Below are 14,922 nucleotides of genomic sequence, written 5' to 3'. Positions count from 1 at the left end.
ATGATACTATTCGCTACAATCTCAGTTTGGGACAAGAGTTTTCAGATCAAGAATTGGAGACTGCTTTGAGACAGGTCAAACTCGACCATGAACTCACTGATGGACTTGATTTTGTAATCACTAATAACGGAGAAAATATTTCAGGCGGACAACGAGTCCGGATTGAACTAGCCCGCTTCCTACTTCGTAAAAAGGATATTTTATTAGCAGATGAGGTAACTGCAGCTCTTGACGCAGAAAATAGCCAGATGGTTCGAGACTTGATTTTCTCACTACCGATGATGGTGTTAGAAATCGCTCACCATATTGATAATGAAAGTCGATACGATCAAGTCATTGAACTAAGAAAAGAATAAAATTGCTGACATAAACCTAAAAATATATCGTTAGTGTTTCAAAGAAAGAAAATACTAAAACTTTCCGCCGTGAGAAAAGTGCCTGAAACAATAACGTTTCAGGCACTCGGAATTATTGAGACCTTAGGCTCAATAATTAGTCATGGAACTTCCTGGATTGCTGAAATCATCCACTGGATAATTTCACCTAACGTCCGTACTCACCCAAGGAAAGTTTTTAATATGACTTTGTCTTCAATCTGAAAAAGGCTCAAAACTGAGCCTCTTTTGAGTTAATGAAAACTTCCTTAGCTTAAAATGGTAATTTCCCTGCGAAAGCACCGAGTTTTTTCTTGGTTGCAGCATCAATTTCTTCAATGGCAGCATTGATGGCTTGCACCGTCATATCAGAAAGCGTTTCTGTATCTTCTGGGTCGACCACTGCAGCATTGAAATCAATGGAAACAACCTTCTTATCACCTGTAAGAGTTGCAACAACCAAATCCTGAGCAGATTTCCCTACAAATTGAGTTGCGGCTAATTCCGCTTGGCTTTGCTCCATTTGCTTTTGCAATTTTTGAGCTTGCTTCATCATATTCTGCATATTCATCATAGTAATGACATTCCTTCCAACTTCTGAAATTTACAGTTCATTATACCATTTTTTAAACGCTTGGAAAAGCTTTGGATAGTAATCATGAAAAGCTTCTTTCACTCCGGATGGATTTTTAAGCTTTCACTACAAAATGAAAGAGAGCCTTTTTGAGCCTCTCTCAGAAAAATAATAAATTGTTTTAGGATAAAATCATCGAAGCCACGATTGGACTAATGAATACATACAAAATTCCTGTGATCCCAATTGCCAATCCTGCCATAGCACCGGCCACATGACCATACTTAAATGCCGTCCCTGTTCCTACTGCATGTCCTGTACCGCCAAGGGCTAACCCAATAGCCACTGGATCTTTTATTTTTAACAGTTTCAATATCGTTGGACCCAAGACACTTGTTAATAATCCAGTTGCTACAACTACCACAAGAGTGATGGTCGTAATTCCTTGCATTTTTTCAGTAATCCCAACTGCCATTGCAGTCGTAACCGATTTTGGAAAGAGCGAAATGGCTAGAAAGTACTTCATTCCAAATGCTTTCGCAATCAAGGCTGTAAAAATCGTATTCACAATAACCGCTACTGTTGAGCCGATTAGAATACTCCGTGCATGATGCTTCATCAAATGGAAACTTTTATAGAGAGGAATCCCCAAGGCGACTGTCGATGGTCCAATCAACTGATTTAACAGGGAACCACCGACATAGTAATCTTTATAAGAAATTCCTGTAATCATTAAGAATAAGATAACGATTACTGTAGCCACTAAAAGTGGCGTTGTTATTGGGTGGGGATACCTGCGAAAAATTAACATTCCAATCAAGTAAGCCCAAATAGATAAGACAATCCCAAATAAAGGATTACTCGCAAAATTAGCCACGCTTGTGTCCCCCTTCTGGATAATCACCCTCAAAACGATTTTTTATAAAACTAACCACGATTGCAATTAAAGCCACATTGATGACCAAGGCTCCAAGTAGAATCAACATGATTGGAAACAGATAAGGCGCAATCACATGAAACTTATCCATAATACCGACCGCAGGGGGAAGAAACAGAATCGTCATGTTAGCTAACAAAAAATTTCCTACCATATTGACGTGGCGCATGCGTAGTAACTTAAACTGTAATAATAAAAATAGGATCAACAGCCCGATCATACTCCCAGGAATTGGTAAGTGCAACCCATCAGAAATGATTTCACCAATTAATGAAATCGTGAATATAATCGTCAGTTGTACATATAATTTCATCTTCATCTCCCTTTTTATAGATCATTTCCAATAAGGATTCATATCCTCGCTTCTGTCTACTTAGAAGTAAACATCCATTTATCCCCTATCAGTTTACTCCTTTTCGGAAAATTTGCAAGTTTTTTTCTAAAAAAATTAAAACCAATTACCAAAAATTGAAGCTACTATTTTGATTCATGACATCCATTTTATGATACAATGAAACAAAAACCGTAAAAATCACCAAGAAAGGATCTACATGACTCACTTTCACACCATTGTCATCGGTGGTGGCCCAGCAGGTATGATGGCGACCATTGCCAGCGCCTCTTATGGCCAACCTACACTACTGATCGAAAAAAATAAAAGGCTCGGTAAGAAACTTGCTGGTACCGGAGGAGGTCGCTGTAATGTCACGAACAACGGAACCTTAGACGATTTGATGGCCGGTATCCCTGGAAATGGGCGCTTCCTTTACAGTGTGTTTTCCCAATTTGATAATCATGATATCATCCAATTTTTCACCGATAATGGCGTCAAGCTAAAAGTCGAAGACCATGGCCGGGTCTTTCCTGCTAGTGATCAATCTCGCACCATTATTCAAGCCTTAGAAAATAAAATCCTTGAGCTTGGTGCTAGCATTGCCACCAACTGTGAAGTGGTCTCTGTCACCAAGCCAGAAGACATCTTCATCGTCAAATCATCTGAAAACACTTGGACAGCCGATAAGCTGATCGTTACGACTGGAGGCAAATCCTACCCTTCTACCGGCTCTACCGGCTACGGACACGAAATTGCCCGCCACTTTAAACACACCATCACAGATCTCGAAGCGGCAGAAAGTCCTCTTTTGACAGATTTTCCACACAAGGCCCTCCAAGGGATCTCTCTGACAGATGTGACCCTCAGCTACGGCAAACACATCATCACACACGACCTGCTCTTTACCCATTTTGGACTTTCTGGCCCTGCAGCCCTTCGGATGTCCAGCTTTGTTAAAGGCGGTGAAATCTTATCTCTGGACCTCCTTCCGACTACTTCTTCTCAAGAGTTAAAAGACTTTCTAGAAGAGCATCGAGAAAAGGCGATTAAAAATAGTCTCAAAGTCCTGCTTCCTGAACGGTTAGCCGATTTCTTGGCGCAAGCATTCCCTGAAAAAGCCAAGCAACTCACTCCTCCTCAGACAGAAGAGCTCATTCAAAAGATCAAAGAGTTGCCTATCCCCGTCACTGGGAAGATGTCACTAGCCAAGTCCTTTGTGACCAAGGGCGGTGTCAGCCTCAAAGAAATCAATCCTAAAACCCTAGAAAGCAAGCTCGTTCCTGGACTCCACTTTGCAGGAGAAGTCCTCGATATCAATGCCCATACAGGCGGTTTTAATATCACATCCGCCCTCTGCACCGGTTGGGTAGCAGGGAGCCCTCATTACTGATAGAAATTCACTAACTTTATTCTTCATCTATTGAAATAAAATTTTTAAAAATTCTTTACAAGTTAGTATTTACTTGATAGAATGGATTGGTATAAAATTTATAAAGGAGATTATTAGAATCATGGATTTTGATTTTAGTGTTAAACTCATGACTGAGTTTTTCGGGACAGCTTTGCTACTTATCCTCGGAAACGGTGCTGTTGCAAACGTTGAATTAAAAGGAACTAAAGGTCATCAAAGCGGATGGCTTGTCATTGCGATTGGATATGGGATGGGGGTAATGATTCCAGCCTTGATGTTCGGTAATGTTTCAGGGAACCACATTAACCCAGCCTTCACTCTTGGACTTGCGGTTAGCGGACTCTTCCCATGGGCAAATGTTTTACCATACATCGTTGCTCAACTTCTTGGAGCAATGTTTGGACAATTGGTTGTCGTTGCGTGTCACCGTCCATATTATCACCAGACTGAGAATCCAAACAACATCTTGGGAACATTCTCAACGATTTCTAGTTTGGATAAAGGAACTCCTGAAACACGTAAGGCTGCTACCATCAATGGTTTCATCAACGAGTTTGCCGGATCATTCGTACTTTTCTTTGCGGCACTTGGATTAACCAAGAATTTCTTCGGAGCAGAGGTTGCTGGTCTAGCTCAAAAAGCTGCGGCTGAACAAGGAGGAGTCTTTAATGCTACTTCAACAGCAGCAAAATTGGCTTTGGCACAAGCAGATGCTCCAGGTCTAGGTGTTGCTCACTTGGCTCTTGGATTCCTTGTTATGGCTCTCGTTACTTCACTCGGTGGTCCTACTGGACCTGGTTTGAACCCTGCACGCGACCTTGGTCCTCGTTTGGTCCATGCCTTCCTTCCAAAGTCTATCTTGGGAAAACACAAAGGGGATTCTAAATGGTGGTATGCTTGGGTACCAGTTGTAGCCCCAATTCTTGCTGCTATCTTAGCTGTATTATTGTTCAAAGTTATCTATCTTCGTTAATCTATCTAAAAAGACGAACTCGATTTTCCATCGAGTTCGTCTTTTTATTGTTCTTTGGTTAATGAAAAACGGAAATCATTGTATTTGTTGTAGTCAAATGGTGTATTGGTAGCCGTTGTGAAAACAATCGGTGTATAGTGTCCTTCTTCCAAGATAAAACCAGGTTCGAGTCGGAAGTCAGCTACACCTAGACCTGTGATCCCAGGAAGCAAGGCATCAGCTCCATCAAGACCTTCAGCATCCCAATAGTAGATATTTCCAGTTGCTTTGACAGCTCTAGCCGTATAGGTCGCTGTCCGAGTCGGTTCGCTATCATTTTTGAAACTAACCACTGTTGTCACATCCCCATTGGCATCCACAGTCATTTTAATCGCATCCGCTTGTGGACTAGATCCTACCCAAGTTCCCACCAATTCTGCAGGGACAGGAGCTTGCGTCGTAGTAGACGCATTCTCTGTCTTACCAGAGTCTTTTGAAGCTGTCGCGCTACTTGCTTGAGTCGAAGAGCTAGCTGTATCGTTTGCCTGAGAGGAAGATGCCGCACTCTTTTTGCTATTACTTTTGGCTTTTTTCTCTACCTTGCTGGTAGATGCTTTTTCGGATGAGGAAGCTGTTTTTTTATCCTTTGCACCACAACCACCGAGAGCTAGACCAAGTGACGCAGCCACCAGAACAGCGGCACTCCAACGGAAGATTGATTTTTTCATACGATCACCTCTTTATCTTTCTGACTCCCATTATACTTCAATTATTACAAAAATCAAGTTTTTTTTGTAATAATTGTAACTTTTTTGTAACATATTTTTACATTTAAAATACCAATCGCAATAGGGCAATCAAGACAATTCCAAACAAAACAGTTCCCATAAGGTTTTTGTAACGAAAGGCTACAAAGAGACTGGGAATGGTCACTACTAGGTCCAACCAATGAAACTGCGGGAGGCTTCCAATTTTCCCATCTACTAAGCTTGATAAAACCAAGGCAAAGATAATGGAAATGGGCAGATATTTGAGAAAGCGGGTTACAGGAGCCGGCAGTCCCTTGTATTTGACTAAGAGGAAGGGCAAGATCCGAGGAATCCAAGTAACGATAGCTGAGGCCAGAATGGCCATGAAGATATAACTATTCACGCGCATCACAGACCACCCCCACAAAACAGCCGATCAAGGTCGCAGCTAGCACAGCTAGCGGTTGCGAAACAAAAAAGAGTAAGAGAAAGAAACTCACTGCTACTGCTAACAGCACCATGAGCATGGTCTTGGTCTTTTCTGTCAGTTGCATTCCTTGAAACTGGGCTGCAAAAATCCCAATAAACATAGCCACCAAAGCAAAATCAAGCCCAAAAGCCTTTGGATCAGGTAGGAGAGATCCTAGAGCTGTTCCGATAACCGTCGCACTGATCCAGGCCACATAGCCTACTAGATTGTTCCCATGCATCCAAGGAACTGTAATGGTGTCCGTCTTTAATTTCTCACTCAAGTAGACCCCATAACTCTCATCAGTCAGGAGACTACCAATCCCAATGGTATGAGCGAGACTAGCATCCTTAAAGTCAGACGACGTATGCAGACTCATCAACATATTCCGGAGATTGATCAAACACACCGTCAAGGCCATATTCAAGATCGAAGAATGGGCCGCAATCAGAGAGATCATCGCAAACTGGGCCGCCCCAGCATAGACCAATACACTCATCAAGGCCATCTCTAAAGGAGAAAGATAGGGAGACGCCACCACACCACAAGCCAGGCCAATACTGATATAGCCCAAAGCCGTCGGTAGCGCGTCCCTCACCCCCTGCCAAAAATCTTTTTCCACTCTCTCGCTCCTTTCTGAATCATTGACCTCTATTATAACACAAGAAAAAAGGTTGAAAAAGAAGATCTGGTATAGAAAGGATAATCCCTCATTATACTCCTATCTCTCCACTACTTATTCACTTTTAAATCCGACATTTCTAATGTCATCTTCTCTTCTTGTGTCATGGTCTCGACAATTTGTTTTTGCTCGCTGGATATTGGCAAGGTCAAAATCGTAGCAGATTGATCCGGCAATACTCCACTGTCACTAATTTTATAGCCAATCCGTTGATTCTGATAAATGAATTGCCCATCATATTTCCAATTCAATGAAAAGTCAAAATCCTTATCAATTTGAAATCCAGCTTTGTTAATCAATAGAAAAACGGCATATTCTTGTTGATTGGATGAGAAAGTTGCTCCCGTATAGTTGATCGATAGGCTTCCTTGATTTCCTAGTTCTGGATGTTCCTTGGTTAATTTCTTCCCCAATTCAATTACATTTGTTTCTTTCCCTTCATACTGTGGGGGTAATACAAATTGCAAACCTGTCTCATTTTTAACAGATGAGGACTCTTTTGAAGTCTGATCTGTTTTACTCGGCGAAGAATCTTTTGATTCATGTCGAGACTGGGCGCATGCTGTTAATGATAGAAGCGCTACTAACAAAACGATCGTTTTTTTCATCATTTCTACTTCTTTATTCTTATCCATTTCATTCTAGTTACTTTTTTCGATGACTATCTCTTCTACACTATCAAGCCTTAAATTTCCTGTTTTTGCTCCTAAAAGAACTGGAACTTTACCAAATTCGAAGGTCAATAGAAAAGCTGTAAGAATACCGCCTATTACTAAAAAGATCCCTTCTTGACCATTATTATTAAATAAATACATAGCTAAACAGGCCAGTAAAACAAGATTTAATAGATGGGCATCAAAAATTTGCTTTCTTTCTGGTATCGGCTTGAAAGTCACCCTGTATCTCTTAGTAGCTGTAGGAAATAGATTCTTAACCTTTTTACGAGCCTTTTCTATAGAAAATCGAAAGAGCACAAAAGATATTAGCATGGCAACCACAAATAAGACTATCTTTAGGAAAATTTGCTGACTAATAGCATACTCACTGAATAGCTTTTTTAAGAGACTATAAACCACTCCAACAAATGGCTGGACTATGATAGCTGCTATCCCCCCATTTATTTTATTGATGGGTGTGCCTGGGATTTCAACTTTTTTATCTACTTCCATCATCTCAACAGTGATAGCTTCCGTTGGCAACCCCCAATAATAGAGTTTAGGCTTCATGGTACTAGCATCTAACAGAAATTTTTTACCATCGTACTCCACCAGTTGGTGACAGAAAATACTTGTTTCTTTATATTCTAACATCCTATTTACTTCCTACATGCTTTCAACATCGCATCCTAGACGGTACCAACCCGATCCAATCCAACTTTCTTCTCCAAATCTTCCAGATGAAGCTTTACTCAGCCAATTCACCACCTTGTCCGTTGTAGTATTGTTTAAACTCATCATAAGAACGAATTTCATGTTCTTGACCATCTATTGAGTACCGAGCTTCAATTTTTACACCAGGTAAGGTGTCCTGTCCCTTAGGTGCAAACCAATGAAGAAGAGTATCAAACCATTCCTTACTACTTAACAACTGTAATCTAGGTTCAATCCAGTACTTACCACTCAACATTTTCTCTTTGAACTCCGGATAATGTACAAATAAATTGATATCTGTATTTACATTCTTAGCCTGTTTCTGAAATTTAAATCCTGCTTGAAGTTCGAAACCGGTATTCTTATTAATCAACTCTTTTAAATTTGTACAGTATATAATATTTTCCTTAACTGTACTGCCCTCTGGGATAGCATAGTCACTGTAGTATTTCTGTTCATCTAACTTGTAATAAACATTTTTCCCATTTCCAATACTATGTTCCATTGCACTACGAGAATCAAAATAGATTAGATCTACAACACTTACTCCACTATTAACATTTATTTGATAATCATAAATAAAGGCTTTTGGTGCTGTCTTACGAATCTCATCTAAAGCATTTACGGTTGTTTCTTTAAAATGATTGTCAATCTCGTAATATCGGAATCCGACATACTCCCATTTTATTCTGTCATCGGTTTTTACATAGTCAAAACCAACCAGATACTTCCCATCAACCAAGGTCAGATCCTTACTCAAAACAAATTGATTTTTCTCACCAAATAGCTGAACATCCTTGAGATTCCCTTCATGAATGACTTTTGTTGAGCTAGGTCTCGTTTCGATAGGTTTTTTCTTAGTATCTGAAGGTTTAAAATAGAATACTAAACCGACTACAATAATTGCTAAACAAACCAGTTTCAAACTTAAAATTTTTTTCAATACGTCCACCTACTTTTTCAAAGGCCTCATGCCCATCAGAGATTTCCTTAATTACCGTTTTCCACTTCTTGAGATATGCTCTCCATCATATCAGGCCATTTGGATAATTGGTAATCAAATTTGAACATAAATATCACTATAAAACTAATCATCAAAAAGAGTGCTGCAATGGTTTCATTTCCGATGACAAACAAAAGAATAGCGGCTACAGTTAGGAACCTAAAAAGATTGACCAGAAATGTAAAGTAGACCTTCCGTCTCTTTAATGACTTGATTAACTTCTTGCACTGATCCTCATCCAACTTGGATGGCTGTAATTTCAGGCTTGCATGGTAATATCGAATAATCCACGCAGCTAAGAAGTAGGAGATAACACCTAAAATCGGAATCGTTCCAAGTCGGACCAACTGATTGTCAAATATTCCAGCCTCCGCTAACCCATCCGAAATTTTGTTAATAATAAATAATGTAATAGGGAGCAGTACATAAGACCAGTAGTTAGGAGAAGATGTCTCTTCTAGTAAGATTTTTTCCTCCCAATCAAAATGGTAATTCTTGTTCTCCCATATCCCTAAATTAATTATTGTTTGCATAACAACCTCTTTTTCACTCTCCTTGTATGTTTTCTATTTTATTGTAGAATTGTTTAAACTCATCATAGGAATGAATCTCATGTTCTTGGCCATCTATAGAATATTCTGCTGGTATTGTAACATTTTTAAATAAATTCGTTTTTTGATTCACTAAAAGTTGAAGTATAGGAATGTTCGTATCCACACTAGGTCTATCTACCAAAATCCCTATCATAGAATGATTTTCGGAAAATAAATCTTTAGTATTTGGGTACTTATCAAACATTACAGCATCGGATTCAGGAAATTTTTTGGTTTTATCTAATGAGATTCTACGATCAGCCATTGTTAGCTGCTCATGAATAGGTAAAAATGAAATATAGTTGGTTGAATCATTCACAACTTCTTTTTCCGTTGTATCACCTTGATCAATTACCTTCCCTGATTGTAAATCAATAGATTTAATAATGTCCTTCTTATAATGATCCTTAGAACTTTTTAAGTATATATCCAACAATTCTTTGCCATTACTAATATAGATAACATTGTCAATTCTATCTGGTACATATGATTTGTTGTATTCACGAGTCATTTTAAAAAGATCATAATCCTTAGGAGTTAATTTCTTATTTTTTATATTGTATATAGTAATACCCCAATACTCTTTCCCATTCGGAATATTATGTTTCATATCATTAATATCCTTTAGTTTGTGGTATTCTTTAACAATTTTCGTTTTCCCAACAATTGGATAAGATCGTAACACACCCCCATTATTCTTTGTCATATAATAATCGAGTTTATTTTCATAATCCCATTTTGTAATGATAATCTTCCCATTTTCAATAAAATCATAATCGACAATTTTTTCTTTCAAATCAATAAACATATATGGTTTTATATAAGTAGAGATATAAGTCCTATAAGACAAAATCAATAAAAAGCCAACACCAATCATTACAAAGATTAGTTTTTTGACTCTATTCGGTACCTTTACCATTTTCTCGCTCCCTTCCCTCACCAATCTTTCATTCCTTCTATCATACCGAATTTTCTTCTACCTCGCAAATCCGCTACTAGTTGGTGAGATCCCAGCAAAAAAGCCATTGGAATCGCACATCCAATTGGCTCCTTTTTCTTATTCAATTCCTTCAAAGGCTAGGCTTGGTTTGGCATTGAGGTCCCAGCCTGCGAAGTTTTCTTTATTCCACTCGCTGACACTGGCATAGGCGATCATCCCTGCATTGTCCCCGCAGAGGCGCAGAGGCGGAATGATGACCTTAACATCTGTGATCTCAGAAGCCAGGCGTTCACGAAGACCTTGGTTGGCTGCGACCCCACCAGCAACGACTAGAGTCTTGACTGGATATTTCTCCAAAGCCTTCTTGGTCTTGGCCATGAGAATGTCTAAGACAGCTGCTTGGAAACTCGCTGACAGGTCCGCATTGGAGAGGCTTTCTCCTTTTTGCTCGGCATTATGGTGCAGATTGATAAAGGCCGATTTGAGTCCTGAAAAGGAGAATTCCAGATTGTCTTCCTTGATCATGGCTCGTGGGAAATCGTAGATATCAGATCCTTGGTGGGCTAGTTGATCAATCTCACGTCCTGCTGGATAGGTCAAGCCCATGACGCGCCCGACCTTGTCATAAGCTTCTCCGACAGCATCATCACGGGTCTCTCCGACGATCTTATAATCCCCCGCTTCACTGACGTAGACTAGCTCCGTATGCCCTCCACTCACCAACAAGGCCAAAAGTGGAAACTCTAAGGGCTCGACGCTTTGAGCAGCCATCAAGTGCCCTGCCATATGATTGACAGGAATCAAAGGAAGGCCGTGCGCCCAGGCAAAGGCCTTGGCTGCAGCTAGGCCGACTAAAAGAGCTCCAACCAGGCCTGGACCGTAGGTGACAGCCACAGCTGTGACATCGGCTTCTGTGATGCCAGCTTCTTCTAAGGCTTCTTCAATACAAGTGGTGATGACTTCCACATGGTGACGAGAGGCTACCTCAGGTACCACCCCACCAAAACGCTTGTGACTTTCGATTTGACTGGCAATGACATTGGACAAGAGTTGGTCGTCATTTTTCAAGACAGCCACACTGGTCTCATCACAAGATGTCTCAAAAGCCAAAATATATCTATCTTTCATTCGGGTTCCTCTTCATGATCACGGCATCCTCTATGGGATCGTGATAGTAGTTTTTCCTCCGTGCAATTTCTTCAAAATGCATTTTTTTGTATAGGCCTTGGGCCGGTTGATTGGACACGCGCACTTCTAAGAAAATCTCTTTTTGGTCCGGCAACTGCGCAAGTAACTGCTGAGCTAGGCCTTGGCCTTGAAAGGCGCGCTTGACCGCAATCTGTAGGACCTCTGCTTCATAGAGAGTCTCTTGAATGGCGACAAACCCAAGGACTTGTCCTTCATCCACAGCTAGGAAATAGGAGGTCAATTCCTGCTCCAAATCGGCTTCAATCTGCTCCAACTTCCAGGGACTAGCTTCATAGACATCTTCCAGCACAGCGAGAATGGCGGCCGCATCCTGGACGCTCCCTTTCCTGATTGTTCCTTTCATCATAGGCGCTTGATGTAAGAGATCGTTGTTTCCGTGTGGTCTTTGAGCCAATTTTCCTCTGCTTCGACCCGCTTGAGATAACGAGGGACAAAATCATGGAGGCTAGCAGGCGCTTGTTTGAGACCGAGACGTCCGATTTTCACTGCATCTGGCAAGGTTTCATAGTAAGTAGCCCTTGGCAGGCTAGAGGCAATCTGCTCCTTAAAGGCCGTGACTTCTCCGACAAAGGTGACCTGCTCACCCGTCGCTGCACGCTCTAGGACTTCCTCAAATGGAAAATGCCCTTCTGGTGCGACCAGCTGATCATCTTGGTAAAAACCTGCATAAACGTTGTTTCGACGGGCATCCATGACAGGAACTACCAAACCTTCTAGATCATCTGGCACTAAGGCTAAGAGGCTCGAAACCCCGACCAATTCAATCCCTAAAGTATGAGCCAAGGTCTTTGCGGTTGCGACTGCAATGCGCAGCCCAGTGTAACTCCCAGGACCTTCTGCCACCACGATGCGGTCCAAGTCCTTGGGTGTCAAGTCGATCTGTTGCATCAAAAAATCGATGACCGGCATCAAGGTAATACTATGATTCTTTTTAATGGTTAATGTTGTTTCTGCAAGTAGAGTCTCATCTTCTAAAATCGCTACAGAAAGAGCCTTACTCGAGGTATCAAATGCTAATAATTTCATTTCCTACTCCTCTTGAACTGGATTATATTATACTACAAATTCCCTTCAAATCCCAGCGAAACTCTCCTCTAGAGCGCAGGATTTTCCTATCCAAAACCGCTCAAAAGCTTCTCTATTATAGGTCTTTGCCTCTCTGACTTTTCCAGTCTATCTTTTACTTACAGGCAAATTTATGATATAATGATAATTAATTGTATCGAATCAGGTCCACTGGTTGCGAGTAGGAAACTCTAGTGATTGCACTCCTCCGTAGCTAACAAATAGACCGAAATAATGAAAGGAAAATTACTTCATGATTTACAAAGTTTTTTATCAGGAAACAAAAGACCGCAACCCTCGTCGTGAAACAACGCATGCACTTTATCTCGATATTGATGCACCAAACGAACGCGAAGGACGCATCCAAGCACGTCAATTGGTTGAAGCAAACACAGATTTCAACATTGAATTTATCACACCACTTTCTGAGCAACACCTTGCTTACGAGAAAGAGTCAGGTGCTTTTGAACTAACGGAGTACTAATCCATGGCTTATACCTTAAAACCTGAAGAAGTTGGTGTATTTGCCATTGGTGGACTTGGAGAAATCGGAAAAAATACCTACGGGATCGAATACCAAGATGAAATCATCATTGTCGATGCCGGGATCAAATTTCCAGAAGATGACCTCCTTGGGATCGACTATGTAATCCCAGATTACTCTTATATCGTTGACAATATCGATCGCGTCAAAGCGGTCCTCATTACCCACGGGCACGAAGACCACATTGGTGGGATTCCTTTCCTTTTGAAGCAAGCCAATGTCCCTATCTATGCTGGACCTTTGGCGCTTGCCTTAATCCGTGGAAAATTAGAAGAGCATGGCCTTCTTCGTGATGCCAAACTCTACGAAATCAACCAAAACACTGAGCTTCAATTTAAAAATCTTAAAGCAACCTTCTTCCGTACGACTCACTCGATTCCAGAACCTTTGGGAATTGTGATTCACACCCCTCAAGGAAAGATTGTCTGTACCGGAGACTTCAAGTTTGACTTCACACCTGTTGGGGAACCAGCTGACCTCCATCGCATGGCAGCTCTTGGAGAAGAAGGCGTTCTCTGTCTGCTCTCAGACTCAACCAACGCGGAAATTCCAACCTTTACCAACTCTGAAAAAGTGGTTGGCCAATCCATCATGAAGATCATCGAAGGGATCCACGGGCGCATCATCTTTGCTTCCTTTGCTTCAAATATCTTCCGTCTCCAACAAGCTGCTGAGGCTGCTGTCAAGACCGGTCGCAAGATCGTCGTCTTTGGACGCTCGATGGAAAAAGCCATCGTCAACGGAATTGAGCTTGGCTACATCAAGGTCCCTGCTGGAACCATTATCGAGCCAAATGAGATCAAAGACTATGCGGCCAATGAGATCCTGATCATGTGTACAGGAAGCCAAGGGGAGCCAATGGCAGCCCTCTCTCGGATTGCCAACGGAACGCACCGCCAAGTGCAACTCCAACCAGGAGATACCGTGATCTTCTCTTCTAGTCCAATTCCTGGAAATACAACCAGTGTGAATAAATTGATCAATACGATTTCTGAAGCGGGTGTAGAGGTCATTCACGGAAAGATCAACAACATCCATACTTCTGGACACGGGGGGCAACAAGAACAAAAACTCATGCTCCGCTTGATCAAACCAAAATACTTCATGCCTGTCCATGGTGAATACCGGATGCAGAAGATCCACGCAGGACTTGCGCGTGATTGCGGAGTGGAAAAAGACAATATCTTCATCATGAGTAATGGTGATGTCCTCGCTCTTACAGCCAACTCTGCTCGGATCGCAGGAAGCTTCAATGCTCAAGATATCTATGTCGATGGAAACCGCATCGGTGAAATCGGGGCTGCTGTCCTTCGTGACCGGAGAGACCTTTCTGAAGACGGTGTTGTGCTTGCTGTTGCGACTGTTGACTTCAAATCGAAGATGATCCTGGCTGGACCAGACATCTTGAGCCGTGGTTTTATCTACATGCGTGAATCAGGAGATCTGATTCGTGAAAGCCAACGCATCCTCTTCAATGCAATTCGCATCGCCTTGAAGAACAAAGATGCCAATATCCAAACCGTCAATGGTGCGATTGTTAATGCCCTTCGCCCATTCTTATACGAGAGCACGGAACGTGAACCTATCATTATCCCAATGATTCTCACACCAGATGACGAAAATTAAAAAAACAACCAGTTGAGACCACTGTTTCGACTGGTTTTATAGTGACCTTTTGAGGATCAAAAAGAGAGTGGGACAGAAATCGGTAATTCG

At 41.4% G+C, this 14,922-nt stretch carries 19 protein-coding genes; 5 read left to right on the top strand and 14 right to left on the bottom strand.

The window, feature by feature from the left end; translation table 11 throughout:
* Positions 1 to 356 (top strand): ATP-binding cassette domain-containing protein (locus HMPREF2893_RS10405; RefSeq protein WP_148131936.1); only part of this gene is annotated, 356 nt, incomplete at its 5' end.
* Positions 357 to 648: 292 nt separating this feature from the next.
* Here HMPREF2893_RS10405 and HMPREF2893_RS10400 read toward each other — a convergent pair.
* The 3 genes from HMPREF2893_RS10400 to HMPREF2893_RS10390 form a co-directional block, all read right to left on the bottom strand.
* Positions 649 to 948, bottom strand: coding sequence for a YbaB/EbfC family nucleoid-associated protein (locus HMPREF2893_RS10400; RefSeq protein ID WP_003005613.1), 300 nt, complete (start codon positions 946 to 948; stop codon positions 649 to 651).
* A gap of 181 nt (positions 949 to 1,129) precedes the next feature.
* Complete coding sequence (locus HMPREF2893_RS10395) at positions 1,130 to 1,825, bottom strand: LrgB family protein (protein WP_003008843.1); 696 nt, start codon at positions 1,823 to 1,825, stop codon at positions 1,130 to 1,132.
* Complete coding sequence (locus HMPREF2893_RS10390) at positions 1,818 to 2,198, bottom strand: CidA/LrgA family protein (RefSeq protein ID WP_031576327.1); 381 nt, start codon at positions 2,196 to 2,198, stop codon at positions 1,818 to 1,820. Before HMPREF2893_RS10390 ends, HMPREF2893_RS10395 begins: the two co-directional genes overlap by 8 nt.
* Positions 2,199 to 2,436: 238 nt before the next feature.
* Here HMPREF2893_RS10390 and HMPREF2893_RS10385 point away from each other — a divergent pair, with 238 nt between their 5' ends.
* On the top strand, positions 2,437 to 3,609 hold the full coding sequence (locus HMPREF2893_RS10385; RefSeq protein ID WP_070676041.1) for an aminoacetone oxidase: 1,173 nt from the start codon (positions 2,437 to 2,439) through the stop codon (positions 3,607 to 3,609).
* A gap of 121 nt (positions 3,610 to 3,730) precedes the next feature.
* Positions 3,731 to 4,603, top strand: a complete 873-nt coding sequence (gene gla / locus HMPREF2893_RS10380) for an aquaglyceroporin Gla (RefSeq protein ID WP_070676037.1) — start codon at positions 3,731 to 3,733, stop codon at positions 4,601 to 4,603.
* A 44-nt stretch (positions 4,604 to 4,647) separates the two neighbouring features.
* On the opposite strand, the gene HMPREF2893_RS10375 is transcribed toward gla, so the two are convergent.
* The 11 genes from HMPREF2893_RS10375 to tsaB all read right to left on the bottom strand — a co-directional run bounded on the left by HMPREF2893_RS10375 (position 4,648) and on the right by tsaB (position 12,623).
* Entirely contained in the window at positions 4,648 to 5,310 is a 663-nt protein-coding gene (locus HMPREF2893_RS10375) for a hypothetical protein (protein ID WP_070676035.1), read from the bottom strand.
* A 103-nt stretch (positions 5,311 to 5,413) separates the two neighbouring features.
* A complete protein-coding gene (locus HMPREF2893_RS10370) occupies positions 5,414 to 5,740 on the bottom strand; it encodes an AzlD domain-containing protein (RefSeq protein WP_173018762.1) in 327 nt (108 codons plus the stop codon).
* Positions 5,727 to 6,422 (bottom strand): AzlC family ABC transporter permease, encoded by a 696-nt coding sequence (locus HMPREF2893_RS10365; RefSeq protein WP_003003018.1) that lies wholly within the window; start codon positions 6,420 to 6,422, stop codon positions 5,727 to 5,729. The genes HMPREF2893_RS10370 and HMPREF2893_RS10365 overlap by 14 nt, the downstream gene beginning before the upstream one ends.
* A gap of 110 nt (positions 6,423 to 6,532) precedes the next feature.
* Entirely contained in the window at positions 6,533 to 7,093 is a 561-nt protein-coding gene (locus HMPREF2893_RS10360; RefSeq protein ID WP_261674189.1) for a hypothetical protein, read from the bottom strand.
* Between the two features lie 30 nt (positions 7,094 to 7,123).
* Entirely contained in the window at positions 7,124 to 7,792 is a 669-nt protein-coding gene (locus HMPREF2893_RS10355) for a DUF443 domain-containing protein (RefSeq protein ID WP_070676029.1), read from the bottom strand.
* A gap of 94 nt (positions 7,793 to 7,886) precedes the next feature.
* On the bottom strand, positions 7,887 to 8,804 hold the full coding sequence (locus HMPREF2893_RS10350) for a hypothetical protein (protein WP_261674188.1): 918 nt from the start codon (positions 8,802 to 8,804) through the stop codon (positions 7,887 to 7,889).
* A 38-nt stretch (positions 8,805 to 8,842) separates the two neighbouring features.
* The gene (locus tag HMPREF2893_RS10345) at positions 8,843 to 9,388 is read right to left on the bottom strand and encodes a hypothetical protein (protein WP_070676027.1); all 546 of its coding nucleotides are present in this window, start codon (positions 9,386 to 9,388) and stop codon (positions 8,843 to 8,845) included.
* 13 nt (positions 9,389 to 9,401) lie between these two features.
* Positions 9,402 to 10,367 (bottom strand): hypothetical protein, encoded by a 966-nt coding sequence (locus tag HMPREF2893_RS10340; RefSeq protein WP_070676043.1) that lies wholly within the window; start codon positions 10,365 to 10,367, stop codon positions 9,402 to 9,404.
* Positions 10,368 to 10,505: 138 nt separating this feature from the next.
* Positions 10,506 to 11,516, bottom strand: a complete 1,011-nt coding sequence (gene tsaD / locus HMPREF2893_RS10335; RefSeq protein ID WP_070676025.1) for a tRNA (adenosine(37)-N6)-threonylcarbamoyltransferase complex transferase subunit TsaD — start codon at positions 11,514 to 11,516, stop codon at positions 10,506 to 10,508.
* On the bottom strand, positions 11,506 to 11,943 hold the full coding sequence (gene rimI / locus HMPREF2893_RS10330; protein WP_070676023.1) for a ribosomal protein S18-alanine N-acetyltransferase: 438 nt from the start codon (positions 11,941 to 11,943) through the stop codon (positions 11,506 to 11,508). The genes tsaD and rimI overlap by 11 nt, the downstream gene beginning before the upstream one ends.
* A complete protein-coding gene (gene tsaB / locus HMPREF2893_RS10325; protein ID WP_070676021.1) occupies positions 11,940 to 12,623 on the bottom strand; it encodes a tRNA (adenosine(37)-N6)-threonylcarbamoyltransferase complex dimerization subunit type 1 TsaB in 684 nt (227 codons plus the stop codon). The genes rimI and tsaB overlap by 4 nt, the downstream gene beginning before the upstream one ends.
* A gap of 292 nt (positions 12,624 to 12,915) precedes the next feature.
* On the opposite strand from tsaB, the gene HMPREF2893_RS10320 reads away from it, so the two are divergent.
* Together HMPREF2893_RS10320 and rnjA are read left to right on the top strand one after the other, a co-directional pair.
* The gene (locus tag HMPREF2893_RS10320; RefSeq protein WP_003008866.1) at positions 12,916 to 13,146 is read left to right on the top strand and encodes a DNA-directed RNA polymerase subunit epsilon; all 231 of its coding nucleotides are present in this window, start codon (positions 12,916 to 12,918) and stop codon (positions 13,144 to 13,146) included.
* A gap of 3 nt (positions 13,147 to 13,149) precedes the next feature.
* Complete coding sequence (rnjA, locus tag HMPREF2893_RS10315; protein WP_003003107.1) at positions 13,150 to 14,832, top strand: ribonuclease J1; 1,683 nt, start codon at positions 13,150 to 13,152, stop codon at positions 14,830 to 14,832.
* Positions 14,833 to 14,922 lie beyond the last annotated feature (90 nt).

It is taken from the genome of Streptococcus sp. HMSC072C09 (assembly GCF_001813105.1).
Classification (GTDB): Bacteria; Bacillota; Bacilli; order Lactobacillales; family Streptococcaceae; genus Streptococcus.
This window is presented reverse-complemented; position numbering and strand designations above follow the sequence as displayed.